Below are 18,879 nucleotides of genomic sequence, written 5' to 3' on the forward strand. Positions count from 1 at the left end.
ATGGGCATCGATCTCTCGCTTCTCTGGATCGTCATCATCTTCTTCGGCGTGATGATGTACGTGGTGATGGACGGCTTCGACCTGGGCATCGGCATGCTGTACCCCTTCGTGCCAGACCGGCATGACCGCGACGTGATGATGAACACGGTGGCGCCGGTCTGGGACGGCAACGAGACCTGGCTGGTGCTCGGCGGCGCCGGGCTGCTGGCCGCGTTCCCGCTGGCGTATTCGGTGGTGCTGAGCGCGCTCTACCTGCCGCTGATGCTGATGCTGCTGGGCCTGATCTTCCGCGGCGTGGCGTTCGAGTTCCGCTTCAAGGCCAACGACCGCGAGCGCCCGGTGTGGGATGCCGCCTTCATCCTGGGCTCGGCCACGGCCACGTTCTTCCAGGGCGTGGCGCTGGGCGCCTATATCGACGGCATCAAGCTGGAAGGCCACCGCTTTGCCGGCGGTCCGCTGGACTGGCTGGCGCCATTCCCGCTGTTCTGCGGCGTGGGCCTCATCGTCGCCTACACGGTGCTGGGCAGCACCTGGCTGATCATGAAGACCGAGGGCGACCTGCAGCGGCGCATGATCAAGCTGACCGGCACACTGGCATGGCTGCTGCTGGCGGTGATCGCGGTGATCAGCCTGTGGACGCCGCTGACGCACCCGGAGATTGCCGAGCGCTGGTTCAGCCTGCCCAACCTGTTCTGGTTCTCGCCGGTGCCGATCCTGGTGGCGCTGTGCATGTTCATGCTGATGCGCGCGCTGCGGCACGAGCCCGATCTCTCGCCCTTCATGTATGCGCTGGGGCTGGTGTTCCTGGGCTACAGCGGGCTGGCGATCAGCGTCTGGCCCAATATCATCCCGCCCGGGATCTCGATCTGGGAGGCTGCGGGGCCGCCGCAAAGCCAGGGCTTTGCGCTGGTGGGGGCGCTGTTCATCGTCCCCTTCATCCTGATGTACACGGTGTGGGCCTATTACGTGTTCCGCGGCAAGGTCCGCCACGGCGAGGGCTATCACTGATGAGCGCGCCGCACACGGAAACCGCCACCCGCTCCGGCACCAGGCTGCGCCGCGTCGGCTGGCTGGTGCTGATCTGGGCTGCCAGCGTGGCGGCGCTGGGCGTGGCTGCGTGGCTGCTGCGGCTGATCATGCGGGGCGTGGGCTTCCACAGCTGACGCCCCGCTGCGAGCCGCTTCAGAGCTGTACCGAAGCCTCGCCGATGCCATCGAACGCGACCCTCACCAGGTCGCCCGCGGATGCATCCAGGATGCCGACCCAGGTACCGGTGGTGACCACCGTGCCGGCCTCTACGCGTGCCCCATCGCGCGTGGCATGGCGCAGCCAGGCAACCAGTCCATAGGCGGGGTCACCCAGCGCATGGGTGCCCCGGCGCTCGATCGTCTGCGCGCCGATCTGCACGCGGCAAGCCTGGGCGGACCAGTCGCGCGGGGCATAATCCCGCCACGCTCCCAGCACCAGTGCCCCATGGGCCTGCAGGTCGGCCAGCTTCAGCAGCGCGGGCGCGGCCACATACTGCTGCCAGCGTGAGTCGACGACTTCGATCGACACCGCCATCGCCTCGACCAGCGCTGCCGCGCCGGCGTAGTCAAGGCTGGCGGCTTGCGCGGCGTCCACGCCCTGCCCCAGGCGCAGCGCAATCTCCGCCTCGATGCCGCGCCACGTGAAGGGCCAGTCGCCGGCCTGCGCGGGACTGGTCCAGACCCCGGCCGATGGCAACCGCGCATGGGTCAGCGTGGCCCCGCGCGAAGGGCCGCCGGATTTCCAGTACGCGGCGCCCGGCGCTTGCCAGCCCAGCGAATGCGCGACGATGGCTTGCACGGCATAAGCCTGTTCGGCGCTCTCGAGCGCGGTGGCAAACGGCTGCGCATCGGCGCAACGGCGCTCGCGCCTTGCGCTGAGCAGGGCCTGGGCGACCTGGTCGATCTGGTCGATCTGGGTGGATGTCATGCCTTGTGTCATTCCTTGTGAAGGGTTGGATCATGGCCTGGCAAGCCGCGCCCGGCAGGCACGCACCACGCTGCCGGGCGCCGCATGGCTCAGGACGCGCTGGCGTTGGCGGCCTGGCCACCGACCGCGCGCTGGCCGTCATCGTCCCCGTCCGCCTCGCCCATGGCGCGGCCGAAGGTTTCCGGGGCAAATTGCACCGCCAGCGCAAACACGCCATACATGGCCGCCAGCATGCTGAACATGCCGCCGACGCCGTAGGTTTCGAACACGCGGCCGCTGACCAGCGGCGTCAGCGCCCCGGCCAGCGTGCCAAGCGCCAGGATCAGCGAGGTGCCGAACGCGCGCACATGGGTAGGATACTGTTCCGGCGCGAAGATCCAGATCGAGGTATTCAGCAACACCACGCAGAAGGTAAAGGCCGCGCCGAACAGCAGCACCAGCGCGACGTTATACGTCAGGAAGCCGAAGCACAGCCCTGCCGCGCAGGCCAGGCCCGCACCGACGGTCAGCACCCGCTTGCGCGGAATGTGATAGCCGCAATACGAGGCCGCCAGCGCGCCGAACAGGCTGCCGCTCTGCATCACCATGGTGAAGAGAAAGCTCTTGGAGATGGTATAGCCCTGCGACATCAGGATGGTCGGCATCAGCGTGAGCACCGAGATCTGCGCGCCGTAGGTCATCGACACCGCAATGCCCAGCGCGATGGTGCGGCGTCCCAGCCGGCCCTTGAAGATATCGCTCAGCCGCACCTTGGCACGCGGCGCTTCGTCCTGCAGCGCCGCCTTGATATAAGGCGTCGGCTCGCCGTCGAGCTTGCCCAGCCGGCCCGATGCGAGCACCGACAGCACCCGGTTGGCCTCGTCCACGCGGCCCTTGGACAGCAGGAAGCGCGGCGTCTCGGGGATAAAGCGCCGGTAGAACACCACGAAGAACGCCGGCAGCACCAGGCAGCCAAACAGCCAGCGCCAGGCGTCCGGCCCCGGGAACATGGCGAAGACCGCGAGGCCGAAGGCCGGCGCCAGCATGTTGCCAAAGCCGCCGCTACCGACGCTGACGAGGCCTACCGCGGTGCCGCGGAAGCGGGTCGAGCACAGTTCGGCCAGCATGGTCACGGCGATCGAGATCTCCCCGCCCAGGCCGATGCCGACGATAAAGCGGCCCGCGGCCAGCACCCCATAGTTCGGGGCCAGCGCGCAGATGATGGCGCCGAGCGTGAACAGCAGCAGGTTGGCGCTCAGCATGGTGCGCCTGCCGTAGCGGTCCGCGATATAGCCGGAGCCGATGCGTCCTAGCGCGGCCGCACTGAACGTCAGCGTGTTGAGAAAGCCGATCTGCGCCACCGAAATGCCCCACTGCTCGCGCAACATCGGGCCGATCAGGCCGACGGCATTCTGCTCGAACACATCGAACATCACGCCCAGCATGATCATGAAAATGATCTTCTTGTGCGAGGCCGTCACGCCGATGCCATCCATGGCACGGTCCAGCTCATGCTGCTGCGGCGAATTCGGCGATTGAACCACGGTTTCTGCGCCCATCTTTGTCTCCTCCTCGGATCGAGGTTGTCGCGGTGCGGCCGCGACCTTGTCGCCGCCAGCGAGCGAGCGGGCGGCATTTGTAGAGCAGCGATAAAACGTCGGTCCGGTGCGCGCCTATTCCAGCGCAGGCGTCGAATGCGGCGGCCGGCGCGCGCGCAAGGCCTGCTCGGCCGCAAAGGCCAGGCGGATCAGCACGGGTTCCGTAAAGGGCAGGCCAAACAACTCCAGCCCGACCGGCACGCCCTGGGGTGCATTGCGCTCCGGCGCCGAGAATCCGGCCGGGATGACGATGGCCGGGAAGCCGCTGGCCGATGCGAGCACACCGTTGCGCTCGGCCTGGGTCTCGCCGATCGGCATCACCAGGCGCCGCTGGTGCGGAAACGCCAGCGCGTCGAGACCATGCCGTGCCATCAGGTCCTGCAGCCAATGGCGCAACGCCTGCTGGCGCTGCAGACGCTCGCGGTATTCGTCGTCTTTTCCGCTGAGCGTGGCCGCGGTGGCCAGCGTGCCGGCCACGCTGGGATGCACGGTGCCCGCGGCGATGATGTCCTGCAGGGATCGCACCCGCACGCCCGGTGCCAGCCGCGCCAGGTAGGCGTCGAGATCGCGCTCCATCTCGTAGTGGTGCACGAGCGTGGAGGCGAGCAGCTCGTCCGGGCTGATCGCGTCTTCGATGGCGACCAGTTCGGCGCCTTGCGCAGCGATGACCGCCAGCGCCTGCTCCATCACCGCGTTGACGGGACGGTGCACATCCTGGCGGCCGAAAAAGTGGTGCAGCACGCCGATGCGCGCGCCGCTGAGCCCGTCGCGGTCGAGGCTGGCGGCATAGCTGGCGGGAATGTGGGGCACCCCTTGGCTGGTGACCGGGTCCGCCGGGTCATGGCCGGCGATCACGTCGAGCAGCCGCGCCGTATCGGCGACCGTGCGCGTGATCGGACCGATGGTGTCCTGAGTCAGCCCGCAAGGGACCAGCCCCGCGCGGCTGACCAGCCCCATGGTGGGCCGCAGGCCGACCAGGCTGTTTGCCGAGGCCGGCGAGCGGATCGAATTGATGCCGTCGGTGCCAATGCCAAGCACGCCGAAGCTGGCCGCGATGCCTACCGCGGTGCCGCCGCTGGAACCGCCGGGCGTACGGGCCAGGTCATAGGGGTTCAGGGTCTGCCCGCCCAGGGTGCTGACGGTCTCGCCGCCAGAGGCTAGTTCGTGCAGGTTGGTCTTGGCCAGCACGATGGCGCCGGCCGCGCGCAGGCGGCGGATGACGAAGGCGTCGTCGGTGGACAGGTTGCCGCGCAGGCATTCGGCGCCCGCCGTGGTGGCCATGCCGGCGCATTCGATGTTGTCCTTGACCAGCACCGGGATGCCGTGCAGCGGCGCAAGCGATGGAGGGTGCGCCGCCATGGCGTCGATGCGGGCGGCCTGTTCCACGGCCTGCGGGGCGATCTGCAGGATGCTGCGCAGCGCGGGGCCACGCTGGTCATAGGCGGCGATGCGGTCCAGGCAGGCACCGGTCAGCTGGCGCGCCGTCAGCGTGCCGTCGCGCATCGCGGCATGTGCACCGGCAACCGTGGCTTCCACGACGCTGAACGGCGCGTGCTGGCCCGGCTTGTCCGGCGCCGGTTCATAAGGAGTTTTCATGAGAAGGTCCATGCGCCGGCAAGGGCGCGAAGGTTTGGCGAAGGAATGGGGAAGCGCGGCTGCGGCGCCGCGCCCCCTTTGTCCCGCTAGCGGTTGACCAGCCGCGCAGGGATGGTCCAGATGCAGAAGGCGCCCAGCATCAGCATCCCCGCGATCATGTAGTAAGCGCTGTTGCCGCTCTGGGTCATGTCGCGCAGGTAGCCGATCATGTAGCCGCTGGTAAAGCCGGCAAGATTGCCGATCGAGTTGCTCATGGCGATCGCCGTGGCCGCCGCCGCGCCGCTCAGGAATGCCGTCGGCAGGGACCAGAACAGCGGCGTGCAGGTCAGGATGCCGGCCGCGGCGAGCGACAGGAAGACCAGCGACAGCGCGGTGTTGTGCATGACCCAGGGCAGCGCCAGGAAGCCGATCGCGCCCATCATGCACGGGATGATCAGGTGCCAGCGCCGCTCGCGATGCTTGTCGGCACTACGCCCGAAACAGTACATCGCGACAATGGCGGCCATATACGGAATCGCGCTCAGCAGGCCGATATGGAACGGGTCGCTGACGCCGGTCGACTTGATGAACGTCGGCAGCCAGAGCGTGATGCCGTACTGGCCCGTGACATAGCAGAAGCAGATCAGGCTGATCAGCCACACGCGTGGATCGGTAAACACCTTGCCGACGCGCGCCTGCGGGTCCGCCGCCTTGACGTCCTCCGCCTTGGCCTGCTCGAGCACCTGCTTCTCGTCGCTGGTCAGCCACCTGGCCTTCGCAATCGAGTTGTCCAGGTAGTAGAAGCAGAAGCAACCAAGCAGCACCGCCGGCACCGCCTCGACGATGAACATCCACTGCCAGCCGCCCCAGCCCCCTACCCCGGCCATGCTGCCCATCAGGTAGCCAGACAGCGGGTTGCCGATGATGCCGGACAGCGGCGAGCCCATGCAGTAGATCGCCATGATCTTGGCGCGCCGGTGCGACGGATACCAGCACGACAGGTAGTACACGATGCCCGGCGTGAAGCCGGCCTCGGCCAGGCCCAGCAGGAACCGCAGCGTGTAGAACTGGGTTGGCGTCTGCACGAACGCAAAGCACGCGGAGAGTATCCCCCAGGTGATCATGATCCGGCCGATCCAGATCTTGGCGCCAAACTTGTGCAAGGCCAGGTTGCTCGGCACCTCGAACAGGAAGTAGCCGATGAAGAAAATCCCGGCGCCCAGCCCGTACACGGTTTCGCTGAAGCCCAGTTGCTGCGACATCTGCAGCTTGGCAAAACCTACGTTGACCCGATCGAGATAGGCAATCAGGAAGCAGACCATCAGGAATGGCACCAGCCTCCAGCTCACCTTGCGATAGGTCGCATCCTCGAACGTCCTGATCTTTGTTCCCGCCTGCAGGGTCGTATCCACAGCGTCTCCTCTCTTTTTTGTCAGGTACGGCAGTGCTGCGCTGATCGGTTGAGATCAGTCCGGCCGGGCGCGGCCATCAGCCAGCCCGGTTCCGGATCGGAATGGCCGTGTCAGGCGGCGGCCTTGAGCGACAACGGCACGGTATGCGCGGCCAGATAGTCCATGGCGGCAACGGTGCCGCTGGCGGCGACCGGTACCCCCGCGATCTTCAGGCCCATCTCGCAGCCGGCCAGCGTGGCCATCAGGGTCAGGTCATTGCAGTCGCCCAGATGGCCAATGCGGAACATGCGACCTTTGACCTTGCCCAGGCCGGCGCCCAGCGACATGTTGAAGCGCTCGTAGATATGCCGGCGGACCACGTCCGCATCGACGCCCTCGGGCATCATCACGCCGGTCAGCACCGGGCTATAGACCGCGGGATCGGCGCATTGGATTTCCAGGCCCCACGCTTTGACGGCGCGGCGGCACGCTTCGGCCAGGCGCTGGTGGCGGGCAAACACGTTGTCCAGTCCTTCCTCCAGGATCATGTCGAGGGCTTCGGACAGGCCATAGAGCAGGTTCGTGCTGGGGGTATAGGGCCAGTAGCCGGTCCGGTTCATCTCGATGATCTCGTGCCAGCCCCAGAAACTGCGCGGCAGCCGGGCCGAGCGGGAAGCCTCGATGGCCTTGGGCGAGACCGCGTTGAAGCTGATCCCCGGCGGCAGCATCAGCCCCTTCTGCGAGCCGGATACGGTCACGTCCACGCCCCACTCGTCATGGCGGTAGTCGGCAGAGGCCAGCCCGGAGATGGTGTCGACCAGCAGCAGCGCGGGGTGTCCGGCCGCGTCGATGGCGCGGCGCACCGCGGCGATATCCGAAGTCACGCCGGTCGAGGTTTCGTTGTGCACCACGCACACCGCCTTGATCGCATGCCCCGCATCGGCGCGCAGGCGGGCCTCGATCATGTCGGCCCGGACGCCGTGGCGCCAGCCCTCCACGCCCGGCAAGCCAAGGAATTCAGGTTGGACGCCCAGGCTCTCGGCCATCTTCTTCCACAGCGTGGCGAAGTGGCCGGTTTCGAACATCAGCACGGTGTCACCGGGGCTCAGCGTGTTGGACAACGCCGCTTCCCAGGCACCCGTGCCGGAAGCCGGATAGATCACCACCGGATGGGCGGTCTTGAAGATCTTCTTGATCCCGTCCAGAACCTTCAGCCCCAGCGCGCCGAATTCCGGGCCGCGATGGTCAATGGTCGGGTAGCTGATGGCGCGCAGGATGCGGTCAGGGACGGGACTCGGCCCGGGGATCTGCAGGAAGTGGCGGCCGGCGGGGTGGAAGTTGAGTTTCAGCATGGATCTCCCTCAATTGAGTTTTGAATTCAAAATACTCTATCAAAGGAATGCAGAAAAAACAGGTGGAATCTGACGAACTTCCCATAGTGTTTACCCGGTCGCACAAAGGTTCCAGCGCAGTCTTGCGCTCTATTAAGCGTCTGCTAAAATTGAATTCAATTTCGTAAGAGGCAGTTTTGAATGCAAACTGATGCCAATTCCACAGCGGCTGTCCCCGCCCGGGTTCTGCCCCAGGTCGAACGGCAACGCCTGCACGACACCGTGGTCGCCCACCTGCGCACCTTGATCGTCGAGGGCGCGCTGGCGTCGGGGCGCAAGCTCAACGAACGCGAGCTGTCCGAGACCCTGGGCATCTCGCGCACCCCGCTGCGCGAAGCCCTGAAGGTGCTGGCGGCGGAAGGCCTGATCGATATCTCGCCCAACCGCGGCGCGAGCGTCGCGCGCCTGTCCGCCACGGAAATCCGGGACACCTTCGAGCTGTTGAGCAACCTGGAAGCCTTTTCTGGCGAACTGGCCTGCGAGCGCATCACGGCCGTCGAACTGGCCGAGCTCAAGGCGCTGCACTATGCAATGCTGGCCTGCCGTGCCAACGAAGACCTGCCGGGCTACTACCGACTGAACCACCAGATCCACGACCGCATCAACCTGGCGGCCCGCAATGCGGCGCTGCGCCAGACTTACCTGTCGGTGAACCGGCGGCTGCAGGCGCTGCGCTTCCGCTCCAACTACCGGAAGCCGAAGTGGGACAGCGCCATCCATGACCATGAAGAGATGCTGACCGCACTCGAAGCCCGCGACGGCAAACGGCTTGCCGCGATCCTGCGCCAGCACCTGCTGGACAAGCGCGACGCGGTGCTGTTGATGCAGGCGGGCGCGAGCGCCGAGGCCATCGAGGCCGGAGAGGCCCACGACACGCCGCAGGCGTAGCATGCCATCGCGTTGGTCTTCTCAAGAATCCGAATAGCCCCATCAGCATTCTTTGCCCCGCTGTCACCACGGTGACAACCCCGCTTCTTACTCTGCGAGCGCATTGCGGCAAACGCAATCCGCCAGGCGGCCCTCGCCGGCGCACAACAACGCAGATGAACAGGGGAATGAAAGATGGCAGGGAACCTTGCACCCGGCGGGCTGGCGGGAATGGCACGCGCCCGCGTGCTGGCCGGCACCGCGGTCGTCATGCTGGCCGCGACGCTGGCGGCCTGCGGCGGCGATGACAGCGCGCCGGCCGCCGTACCCAATGACGCCAACACCAGCAAGCCAGGCCCCGAGCCCGACCGCGCCAGCGGCCCGCGCGTACTGCTGGTCGGCGTGGACGGCGCCACCTACGCGCAGGTGCAAGGCGCGGTGCTGCGGCGCGAGCTGCCCAACCTGGCCAGCCTGAACCTGGTGCCGACCGCCACCGGCGGCATGCCCGGCACCATCACCGCCCAGCCGCCGCTCGACGCCCCCAGCTGGGCCACGGTACTGACCGGCGCCTGGGCCAACCGCCATGGTATCGACGACGATACCGGCAGCACCGCGCTGCGGGCGCCCACCGTGTTCCAGTATCTGCGCGCGGCCGGCAAGCCAGGGCTGCAGCAAGGCGCGTCGACCAGTTCGCCAACGCTGCCAGGCCTGCTCAAGACCGGGCAGGAAACGGGCATGCTCGATACGCTGGTTGACTGCGCCGGCGTGGATAGCTGTGTCACGCAGAATGCCATCCAACAAGTGCGGTCAGGCTACGGCGTGGTGTTCGCGCAGTACAGCGCTCCGGCCCGGGCGGCGCAAGACAGCGGCTTCGGCAACGGCGCCTATGCCACGGCGCTCGGCGCGATGGACCAGGCGCTGGGCGAACTGCTTGCCGCCGTGGCGGCGCGCCGCCAGGCGCACCCAGGCGAAGACTGGCTGGTGATGGTCACCACCAGCCACGGACTCGATGCCACCGGCGCCACCACTACGGTGCCCACCGTGGAAAACCGCACCGCGTTCCTGGCCACCAACAAGACCCTGAACGGCGCCCTCGCCAAGCCCGGCGCCGCGGCGCCGGATACGCCGGCAGACCTGTCCGCACTGCCGACCGAGGCCGATATCGTCCCCACCGTGCTGGCCCACGCCGGCGTGGCGCTCGACCCCGCGGCCATGCGGCTGGACGGCTCCGCGCTGACCACCACCACCGCCGGCGTGCGCGCCATCGGCGCCACCATCGGCCAGTACAACGACGCCATCACGCTGGCGTGGCAGAACCCGAGCGCCGCCTTCGGCGTCACGCGCGTGCTGCGTGACGGCGTGCAGATCGCCGCGCTGGGGCCCGAGGTGCGGCAGTTCACCGACAAGGCCTTCGACATGCCCACCGGCCTGTACCAGTTCAACTACACGCTGGTGCGCAATGACGTGCCGGTGTCGTACCTGGCGCAGATCCACTATGTCAGGCCGGTCACGCTGGCGCCTTCGCTGCTCAATGGCCTGGCCACGTACTTCAGCCTCGACAGCAAGCCGTTCGCCGACGCGAAGCACACGGCCACGCTGGGCCCGTGGGCGGCAGGCGTCGACGGCGGCACGCTCGCTGCCGACAACTTCAGCGGCCAGTCGCTGCGGCTGGACTCGCGTATCGACAGCTACCAGCTGGCGCACAACGGTGCCGATATTGCGCACAGCCCGCAGTTCACCATCGGCCTGTGGTTCCGCACCGACTGCACCCAGGGCAATGGCACGGGCGAGCCCATCCTGTCGAACAAGAACTACATCTCGGGCGGAAACGCGGGCATCGCCATCGCCCTGTTCGGCAGCTGCGAGATCCGCTTCAACCTGGGCAGCGGCGGCGGCAAGCGCGACGACATCAACGGCATGAAGGTGTCGGCCAACCAGTGGGCCTACCTGGCGCTGTCGGTGGACGCGGCGGCGAAGCGCTTCAGCGCCTACGTCATCGATCCGGTGCTGGGCCTGCAGAAGACCGAGAACAAGGCGATCGCCAACACCGACGTCACCAAACTCGCCGGGCTCGGCACCGGCTGGGGCGTGAACGACGATGCCACCCACAACTACGTCGGCAACAACCCGGGCGCGCTCAAGGGCGTGATGGGCCTGAACGACCTGGCGATGTGGACCCGCGTGCTGACGCTGGACGAGCTGAAGGCCATCACCGGCGCACGCCAGCCGCTGTCGACCCTGAATCCCTGACTTCCTGAATCCGGCGGGGCACCCGTTTCACGAGGGAACGGGCTCCCCGCCGGCCTTACCCCTCCCCGCACCGATCCTCCTGCAGGAGATTGACACCATGACCTTCCGACCCTCCACCCTGGCGCGGCCGCACTGGCTGGCCGCCGTGCTGCTGAGCGCGGCGCTCGCTGGCTGCGGCGGCGATTCCGGCGAAAGCGCCAGCGGCGCCCCGACCGCGGCGCCGATCACGCCCGGCGCCCCCGGCACCGGCGGCAACCCCGGCCAGGGGAACGGCAGCGACCGGCCTGGCGAGACCCCCGCGGTCAAGCCGCAGCTGCGCTGCGCGCCCTGAACCCGGCCCGGCCTGTCACCCCTCCCCGCAACCATCCGGCACCCGAATCCAATGAACCCCCAAAGCAGACGCAACTTCCTCAAGCTCGCCGGCGGCAGTGCCGCCGCCACCGCTGCGCTGGCGGCCTTCCCGCCATCGATCCGCCGCGCGCTGGCGATCCCGGCCAACAACGCCACCGGCACCATCCGCGATGTCGAGCACGTGGTCATCCTGATGCAGGAGAACCGTTCGTTCGACAACTACTTCGGCACGCTGCGTGGCGTGCGCGGCTTTGGCGACCGCTTCCCGATCCCGCTGGCGGGCGGCCTGAACGTCTGGCAGCAGACCTATACCAACGGCAGCACCACCCGCACCGTGCTGCCCTACCACCTGGACAGCGGCGCCGGCAACGCGCAGCGCGTCAGCGGCACCCCGCACTCCTACCCGGATGCGCAGAATGCCTGGGACCTGGGCCGCATGAACAAGTGGCCCACCTACAAGCAGACCCAGTCGATGGGCTACTACACCGAGGCCGAGCTGGATTTCCAGATGGCGCTGGCCAATGCCTTCACCTTGTGCGACGCGTACCACTGCAGCTTCCATGGCGGCACCAACCCCAACCGACTGTTCCACTGGACCGGCACCAATGATCCCGGCGGCGACTTTGGCGGTCCGGTGATCGACAACAGCGGCGACTCCTTCACGGGCTCGAACACCCCCTATACCTGGAAGACCTACCCGGAGCGCCTGGAAAGCGCCGGCGTGAGCTGGAAGGTCTACCAGAACATGCCGGACAACTTCACCGACAACCCGCTCGCGGGTTTCAAGCAATATCGCGACGCCAATGCGGCACGCGGCAACCAGGCCAACGGCAGCCCCTATCCGCCGTACACCAGCGCCGACGACGCGTTCAGCCCGCTGCTCAAGGGCGTGGCCAACACCATGCCCGATGGTGGCTTCCTGCAGGCGTTGCGCGACGACATTGCCGCCGGCAAGCTGCCGCAGGTGTCGTGGATCGTGGCGCCGGCCACGTACTCGGAGCACCCCGGGCCGTCCAGCCCGGTGCAGGGCGCCTGGTACACGCAGGAAGTGCTCGATGCCCTGACCGCCAATCCCGCGGTCTGGAGCAAGACCGTGCTGCTGATCAACTTCGACGAGAACGACGGCTATTTCGACCACGTGCCGCCGCCATGCGCGCCCGCCTATGACGGCGACACGCTGGCTGGCGCCACCACGCTCGACCCGGAACAGGTCAGGCCGGAGTACCACGTCGACAAGCACCCCTACGGCCCCGGCCCGCGCGTGCCGATGTACGTGGTCTCGCCGTGGAGCCGCGGCGGCTGGGTCAACTCGCAGGTGTTCGACCACACCTCGGTGCTGCGTTTCCTGGAAGCCCGCTTCGGCGTGGCGGAAACCAATATCAGCGGCTTCCGCCGCGCGGTGGCGGGCGACCTGACCTCGGCCTTCAATTTCGTCAGCCCGAACACCAACCCGCTGCCGGCACTGCCCAGCCGCGACAAGGCCAGCGCCGATGCCATCCGCACCGCGCAAGGCGTGCTGCCCCAAGTGCCGCTGCCCCCGGCTGGCAGCCAGCAAATGCCGCAGCAAGACTCCGGCACGCGCCCGTCCCGCGCCCTGCCCTATGAACTGCACGTCAGCGCCCGCGAAGACGCGCGAGACCAGCGCGCGGTGTGGCTGCTGTTCAGCAACACCGGCACCGCGGCGGCCGTGTTCCACGTCTACGACCGGCTGCACCTGGACCGCGTGCCGCGCCGCTATATGGTCGAGCCGGGCAAGGAACTGCATGGCAGCTGGGACGTCTTTGCCACCGACAGCGGCAAGTACGACCTGTGGGTGCTGGGCCCCAACGGCTTCCACCGCGCCTTCCGCGGCGACGTGGCGGCGGTGGCGGCGGCGGGCGCCAGCGCGCCGGAGATCCGGGTCTGCTATGACATCGCCAACGCCGCGGTGTACGTGGACATGATCAATACCGGCAGCGCGCCCTGCACCTTCACCGTCCAGCCCAACGCCTACCGCACCGACGGCCCCTGGACCTACGAAGTGCCCGCCGGCATGCAGCTGCAGCAGCACTGGCCGGTGGCGCGCCAGGGCAACTGGTACGACTTCACCGTGACCACCGCGCAGGGCGGCTTTACGCGCCGCTTTGCCGGGCGCATAGAAACCGGCCAGGACGGCGTGTCCGATCCGGCGATGGGCGTGGCCGGCTGACGCGACCGCCGGCCTGGCGCAACCCCAGTCCCGCCCCGGCCGATCCAAGGCGGATCCGGCCCGGGCGGGCGTAGCCGTTTTGTCATATTGGGCCGCTAGACTGCGCGGTCGTCCGGGCCGGTCCGGACGTTCCCCCCCAACTCCGTGCGGATAACCATGCTAGGCGACCTGCTGATGACCTTTTTCGAAGTGGCGCGCCAGGGCAGCATCACCATGGCGGCCCGGCAGCTACGCGTGAGCCAGCCCACCGTCACCGGGCGCATCCGCCAGCTGGAGGAAAGCTACGGCGTGGAGCTGTTCCACCGCCGCGCCAGCCGCGTCGACCTGAGCGACGTGGGCGTGGCACTGATGCCGGTGGTCGAGCAGCTGATGCAGCAGGAAGGCAATGCCGACTACCTGCTGCGCAACGCGGGCAACCTGCGCTTTGGCAACCTGCGCATCGGCGCCACCGGGCCGTATTACATCCTGCGCGCAGTGGCGGCGTTCCGGCAGCGTTACCCCGCGATCGACGTGAGCCTGGATATCGGCAATTCGCAGCAAATGCTCGAAGCACTGTTCGAATACCGTATCGATGCCGCAGTGTCTTCACATCCGGTGGACGATGACCGTCTCGCCTGCATCCGGCTGGCGAGCGACCCGATGGTGCTGGTGGCGCATCCCGACCATGCGCTGGCGCGCCTTGCGCAGATCGACCTGCCGCAGTTGCGCGGCTGCCACCTGCTGGTGCGCGAGCATGGCTCGATGACGCGCAAGACCACCGAAACCGCGCTGGCGGCGTGCGGGCTGGAGTTGCCGCCGCATACCGTGATCGGCAGCCGCGAGGCCATCTACGAGGCGATCCGCCAGGGCCTGGGCGCCAGCGTGGTGCCGCTGGGCGAGGTGCCGCGCGACCCGCTGCTGCGCGTGGTACCGTTTGCGTCGGGCGCGCCGGTCTTGCACGAATACCTGTACTGCCTGCGCAGCCGGCGGCAAACGCGGCTGGTCGGCGCCTTCCTGGACTGCGTGGCGCGGGATGACCCGGCCACCACGGCCCATGCTGCCTGAAGCGCGCGCTGGTGAAAGAGCGCGCGGGCTTGCGGCCATGATGGCGCCGATGCCGGCATCGGAAAACTTCAGTCCTTCATCACTGCGCGGTCACCGCGCCGCGCCAAGCTTGGCGGTTTCGCCTTCGGAGCCCTCCTGCATGCCTGCCGCACCTCGCCTTGCCCTGTTCGACCTGGACCACACCCTGCTGCCGTTGGACAGCGAGTATGAATGGGCGCGATACCTCGTCGCCGTGGGCGGCGCCGATGCCGCGGAGATCGACGCGCACAACGCGCGCTGGCTGGCCGCCTACCAGGCCGGACGCCTGGACTTCGCCGCCCATGCGCGCTTTGCGCTGGGGCTGCTGGCGCGCCATCCGCGCCAGCGCCTCACGCAATGGCGCGCGGAGTTCATGCGCGACGTGATCGTGCCCGCCATCCCGACCGCCACGCGCGACCTGCTGGCCCGCCATCTCGGCGCCGGCGAGCTGTGCTGCATCGTGACCGCCACCTGCCGCTTCATCACCGAGCCAATTGCGCGGGAACTGGGCGTGCCGCACCTGCTGGCGGTAGAGGCAGAGCATGACGTGCACGGCGAGTTCACCGGGGCGCTGGCCGGGGTGCCCGCCTATGGACCGGGCAAGGTACTGCGCGTGCTGGCCTGGCTCGATACGCTTGGCCTGGCGCACACCGCGCTGGCCCACGCCACGTTCTACAGCGACTCGCGCAACGACCTGCCCCTGCTGGAAAGCGTCGGCCACCCCGTCGCCGTCAATCCGGACCCGACCTTGCGCGACGCGGCCGGGGCGCGCGGCTGGCCGGTCATGCAGCTGTTCGCTGCGCCCGGCATGCCGGCCGCCTGAACCCATGCACCCGCGCGCCGGCTTTCCTGAATATGACCAGTTGCTGACCTTGCTGGATGCCGGCAGCCACGTGCTCGATACGCGGGTGGTGTGCGAGACCACGGTGCAGGGCCGCCGCTTCGGCGTGCATGTCGCCACGCTCGGCTGCCGCGACCCGGGCGCGCCGGCCATCGGCATCTTCGGCGGCATTCACGGGCTGGAGCGCATCGGCACGCAACTGGTGCTGGATTACCTGCGCGCCGTGCTGTGCCGCCTCGCGTGGGATGAACTGCTGCACCGCGAACTGCAATCGGTGCGGCTGGTATTCATGCCCATCGTCAACCCCGGCGGCATGTGGGCCGGCACGCGTGCCAATCCCAACGGCGTCGACCTGATGCGCAACGGCCCGCAGGATGCCGACGCACCCGTGCCCTTCCTGGCCGGCGGGCAGCGCATCGGCGCCTGGCTGCCGTGGTACCGCGGCGCCGCCGGCGCGCCGATGGAGGCCGAAAGCAGCGCCTTGCTGCGCGTGGTCCAGCAGGAACTGCTGCCGCGCCCGCTCAGCTTTGCGGTGGACTGCCATTCCGGCTACGGCTGGCGCGACAGCATCTGGTTTCCGTACGCGCGCACGCGCCGCCCGATGGCCCACCTGCCCGAGATGTATCTGCTCAAGACCCTGTTCGAGCAGGCCCACCCGCACCATGGCTACACCTTTGAGCCGCAGAGCCACCAGTACCTGCTGCACGGCGACCTGTGGGACCATGCCTATGACCTGGCCCCGCGCGGCAACCTGTTCCTGCCGATGACGCTGGAGCTGGGCTCGTGGCTGTGGATCAAGAAAAACCCGCGCCAGCTGTTCTCGCGCGACGGCATCTTCAACCCGATCAAGGCGCACCGCACCGCGCGCGTGCTGCGGCGACACGTCAGCCTGTTCGACTTTCTCGGCCGCATCGCCTATGCGCCGGAACGGTGGCTGCCACGCGGCGTGCAGCGCGACGAACTGCTGCAACAGGCACGCGCGCACTGGCACACGGAGCCGCCATGAGCCGATGGGTGTTCTTGCGGGGACTGACGCGCGAATCGCGCCACTGGGGAACGTTGCCGGCGCAGTGGGAAGCAGCCGGGCTGGGACGCCCGCTGTTGCCTGACCTGCCTGGCAATGGCGCGCTGTCGGCGCAGCCCGCGCCGTGGAGCGTTCGGGAGATGGTGACGGCGGTGCGGCGCCAGCTGACCGCCGCCGGCGTGCCGGGACCGTACCGCGTGCTGGCCATGTCGCTGGGGGCGATGACCGCGGCCGAGTGGGCCAGCGCGTATCCGGAGGAAGTCGGCGGCCTGGTGCTGGTCAACACCAGCATGCGGCCCTTCTGCACGCCAACGCAGCGCCTGCGTCCGCGCAACTGGGGCAAGCTGCTGCGCGTGGCGCAGCACTGGGACGACCGCGCGTACTGCGAGCGGACCATCCATGCCATTACTTGCGCGCGCACCGACACGCTGGCCAGCGACCTTGCGCACTGGCAAGCCATCGCGGCCGACGCACCGGTCAGCCGGCAGGCCGCGCTGGCGCAATTGCTGGCCGCCGCGCGCTACTGCGCGCCCGCCAAGCCGCCGCGTTGTCCGGTATTGCTGCTGGCTTCCGCGGCAGACCGACTGGTCAACCCGGCGTGCTCGGCGCGCATCGCGCAGGCCTGGCACGTGCCCTTGCTGACGCACCACTGGGCCGGCCATGACCTGCCGCACGACGATCCGCAGTGGCTATGCGATGCGGTCGCGCGCGCCGGATCAGGCTTCGGCTAACGCCTCCTCTACCGGCATGGTGCTGGCCAGCAGCGCCGCCGCGGCATCGACTCGTTCCCACGTGCCGAACAGCCGCGCACTGGTCAGCCCATTCTGCAGCGCGCCGAATATCACCTGAGCCAACTGTTGCGGCGGCAGCGGAAACGGCGCCGCGCCTCGCGCGGCTGCCTGTTCGAGCAGGCGCGCCAGCCACTGCTCGTTAAGCCGGGTGAAGTCCTGCATCGCGGCGCGCACGGCCTCAGGCATGGCCAGCACGTCGGCCGACAGCATACCTACCACGCAGGCCTGGTCGGTGCAGGCGCCGGCGCGCAGCGGCTCAAGGTATCGCCGCGCCTGCTCGGCGCACGGCAGGGTGGTATCGATGGCCTGCAGCCGTGCCCGCTTGCGCGCGCTGTATTCGCGCACCGCTTCGAGCACCAGGTCGTCCTTGGACGGGAAGTAGTAATGGATGCTCGAGGTCTTGACGCCGACCAGTTCGGCCAGGTCGCGGTAGCTGAAGCCATTGAATCCCCTGCGGCGTATCAGCACCAGCGCGTGTTCGACCAGTCGCTCGCGTACGGTTGGGGTGTTCATGGCATCCACTCCTCGGCTTGCCGCCGCGCCATTCAGGCCGGCAGCGTTTGTGCGATCAGCGTGATGAGCGACCCGCTTACAAGGCAAAGGCCTACCCATCCGCCCAGGATCAGCGCAGTGTCACGCCAACGCATGATCAACTCCTGAAGCGGGGCCGCGCCGTGGCGGCCCTGTGGTTTTCGATGGCCGGCGCGTGGCCGGCCGGCTGTCAGGCGATGGCGCCGTCGGTATAGGGGTCGGCCTTGCCCACGCGCGCACCATCCGTGTACGGGTCGAAGCTGCGGGCCGGCGCAGCCGACACGCCGCTGCGATCCAGGCCGGCTAGCGTGCGGGCGCCATCGGTGTACGGGTCGAACTTGCCAACGCGGGCGCCGTCGGTGAACGGATCGGCCTGGCCGCTGCGGTAGTTATAGCCGTAGCTGTCGGCCGGCACCGTGGCCGCGACCGTGCGCGCGCCGTCGGTGTACGGGTCAGCCTTGCCGACACGTGCGCCTTCGGTGAAGGGGTCGAACTTGCCGCTGCGCGCGCCCTCGGTGAACGGATCGAACTTGCCAGTGCGGGCACCGTCGGTAAAGGCATCGGCCTTGCCGACGCGATAGCTGTAGCCGTACTTGTCGCCGGCGTTGTCCTGCACGCTGGCAGCCTGCGCCACGCCGCCGGCGAACGCGGCGACAAGGGTGGCGGCGGTGATCAGGGTCTTGGCGGTCTTGGTCATGATGGGCTCCTGGGGTGCGATGGTTCGGGATCGCGTCAATTCGGTTGTTCGAGCAGCCTTTTCTTTGATTCCGCATCTATCAGTAGATAGATGGACGGTCTCAAAAAAAAGACCTCTGCCGGTCGTGCAATGGGATCGCCGGTGCCGCCTGGTGTCGCTGGTTGCTAGCGGTGCTGCGCTTCCATGGACTGAATACTATCTACTACTAGGTAGACAGTCAAGGAAAAACTTTTCTATGGCCCCGATAGTGATCCACGATGACGCGTCAAGCCGTTGTTTTCAAACGGTTTTGGAAACCGCGCCCGCCAGCTGTGCGTACATAAAAAAACCGTCATGCGGCTTGCACCCCATGACGGCTTCCGACGCGCTACGGATAGCGCGCGCAAA

Annotated in this window: 17 protein-coding genes; 10 read left to right on the top strand and 7 right to left on the bottom strand. The window is 67.9% G+C overall.

Features of this window, described 5'->3' with window-relative positions; genetic code table 11:
• On the top strand, positions 1-1,008 hold the full coding sequence (gene cydB / locus ACOCMH_RS09635; protein ID WP_427306763.1) for a cytochrome d ubiquinol oxidase subunit II: 1,008 nt from the start codon (positions 1-3) through the stop codon (positions 1,006-1,008).
• Positions 1,008-1,163: a DUF2474 domain-containing protein gene (locus ACOCMH_RS09640; RefSeq protein WP_427306764.1), complete on the top strand. Its 156-nt coding sequence runs from the start codon at positions 1,008-1,010 to the stop codon at positions 1,161-1,163. The genes cydB and ACOCMH_RS09640 overlap by 1 nt, the downstream gene beginning before the upstream one ends.
• A 19-nt stretch (positions 1,164-1,182) precedes the next feature.
• Here the strand turns inward: ACOCMH_RS09640 and ACOCMH_RS09645 are convergent, their stop codons facing one another.
• From ACOCMH_RS09645 to ACOCMH_RS09665, 5 genes are all read right to left on the bottom strand, one after another.
• Positions 1,183-1,956 carry a fumarylacetoacetate hydrolase family protein gene (locus ACOCMH_RS09645; RefSeq protein ID WP_427306765.1) on the bottom strand — a complete coding sequence of 258 codons (774 nt, stop codon included), beginning with the start codon at positions 1,954-1,956 and terminating at the stop codon, positions 1,183-1,185.
• A gap of 89 nt (positions 1,957-2,045) precedes the next feature.
• Positions 2,046-3,494 carry an MFS transporter gene (locus ACOCMH_RS09650; protein ID WP_427306766.1) on the bottom strand — a complete coding sequence of 483 codons (1,449 nt, stop codon included), beginning with the start codon at positions 3,492-3,494 and terminating at the stop codon, positions 2,046-2,048.
• A 114-nt stretch (positions 3,495-3,608) separates the two neighbouring features.
• Positions 3,609-5,129 carry an amidase family protein gene (locus ACOCMH_RS09655; RefSeq protein WP_427306767.1) on the bottom strand — a complete coding sequence of 507 codons (1,521 nt, stop codon included), beginning with the start codon at positions 5,127-5,129 and terminating at the stop codon, positions 3,609-3,611.
• Between the two features lie 86 nt (positions 5,130-5,215).
• Positions 5,216-6,520, bottom strand: coding sequence for an MFS transporter (locus ACOCMH_RS09660; RefSeq protein ID WP_427306768.1), 1,305 nt, complete (start codon positions 6,518-6,520; stop codon positions 5,216-5,218).
• Between the two features lie 110 nt (positions 6,521-6,630).
• Positions 6,631-7,851: a pyridoxal-phosphate-dependent aminotransferase family protein gene (locus ACOCMH_RS09665; RefSeq protein ID WP_427306769.1), complete on the bottom strand. Its 1,221-nt coding sequence runs from the start codon at positions 7,849-7,851 to the stop codon at positions 6,631-6,633.
• 180 nt (positions 7,852-8,031) lie between these two features.
• On the opposite strand from ACOCMH_RS09665, the gene ACOCMH_RS09670 reads away from it, so the two are divergent.
• The 8 genes from ACOCMH_RS09670 to ACOCMH_RS09705 all read left to right on the top strand — a co-directional run bounded on the left by ACOCMH_RS09670 (position 8,032) and on the right by ACOCMH_RS09705 (position 17,204).
• Positions 8,032-8,778: a GntR family transcriptional regulator gene (locus ACOCMH_RS09670; RefSeq protein ID WP_427306770.1), complete on the top strand. Its 747-nt coding sequence runs from the start codon at positions 8,032-8,034 to the stop codon at positions 8,776-8,778.
• Positions 8,779-8,952: 174 nt separating this feature from the next.
• Positions 8,953-11,007, top strand: coding sequence for a LamG-like jellyroll fold domain-containing protein (locus ACOCMH_RS09675; RefSeq protein WP_427306771.1), 2,055 nt, complete (start codon positions 8,953-8,955; stop codon positions 11,005-11,007).
• A gap of 97 nt (positions 11,008-11,104) precedes the next feature.
• Positions 11,105-11,338, top strand: coding sequence for a hypothetical protein (locus ACOCMH_RS09680; protein WP_427306772.1), 234 nt, complete (start codon positions 11,105-11,107; stop codon positions 11,336-11,338).
• Between the two features lie 51 nt (positions 11,339-11,389).
• Entirely contained in the window at positions 11,390-13,546 is a 2,157-nt protein-coding gene (locus tag ACOCMH_RS09685; protein ID WP_427306773.1) for a phosphocholine-specific phospholipase C, read from the top strand.
• Between the two features lie 156 nt (positions 13,547-13,702).
• Positions 13,703-14,590 carry a LysR substrate-binding domain-containing protein gene (locus ACOCMH_RS09690; protein ID WP_427306774.1) on the top strand — a complete coding sequence of 296 codons (888 nt, stop codon included), beginning with the start codon at positions 13,703-13,705 and terminating at the stop codon, positions 14,588-14,590.
• Positions 14,591-14,729: 139 nt separating this feature from the next.
• Positions 14,730-15,431 (top strand): HAD family hydrolase, encoded by a 702-nt coding sequence (locus ACOCMH_RS09695; protein ID WP_427306775.1) that lies wholly within the window; start codon positions 14,730-14,732, stop codon positions 15,429-15,431.
• 4 nt (positions 15,432-15,435) lie between these two features.
• Entirely contained in the window at positions 15,436-16,455 is a 1,020-nt protein-coding gene (locus ACOCMH_RS09700; RefSeq protein WP_427306776.1) for a M14 family zinc carboxypeptidase, read from the top strand.
• Positions 16,452-17,204: an alpha/beta fold hydrolase gene (locus ACOCMH_RS09705; protein ID WP_427306777.1), complete on the top strand. Its 753-nt coding sequence runs from the start codon at positions 16,452-16,454 to the stop codon at positions 17,202-17,204. The genes ACOCMH_RS09700 and ACOCMH_RS09705 overlap by 4 nt, the downstream gene beginning before the upstream one ends.
• Here the strand turns inward: ACOCMH_RS09705 and ACOCMH_RS09710 are convergent.
• Together ACOCMH_RS09710 and ACOCMH_RS09715 are read right to left on the bottom strand one after the other, a co-directional pair.
• Positions 17,190-17,777, bottom strand: a complete 588-nt coding sequence (locus tag ACOCMH_RS09710) for a TetR/AcrR family transcriptional regulator (protein ID WP_427306778.1) — start codon at positions 17,775-17,777, stop codon at positions 17,190-17,192. The two genes, ACOCMH_RS09705 and ACOCMH_RS09710, sit on opposite strands and share 15 nt — an antisense overlap.
• A gap of 208 nt (positions 17,778-17,985) precedes the next feature.
• On the bottom strand, positions 17,986-18,492 hold the full coding sequence (locus ACOCMH_RS09715) for a copper resistance protein CopQ (protein ID WP_427306779.1): 507 nt from the start codon (positions 18,490-18,492) through the stop codon (positions 17,986-17,988).
• Between the last annotated feature and the right edge of the window lie 387 nt (positions 18,493-18,879).

This window comes from Cupriavidus sp. H39 (assembly GCF_050271075.1).
Classification (GTDB): domain Bacteria; phylum Pseudomonadota; class Gammaproteobacteria; order Burkholderiales; family Burkholderiaceae; genus Cupriavidus; species Cupriavidus necator_B.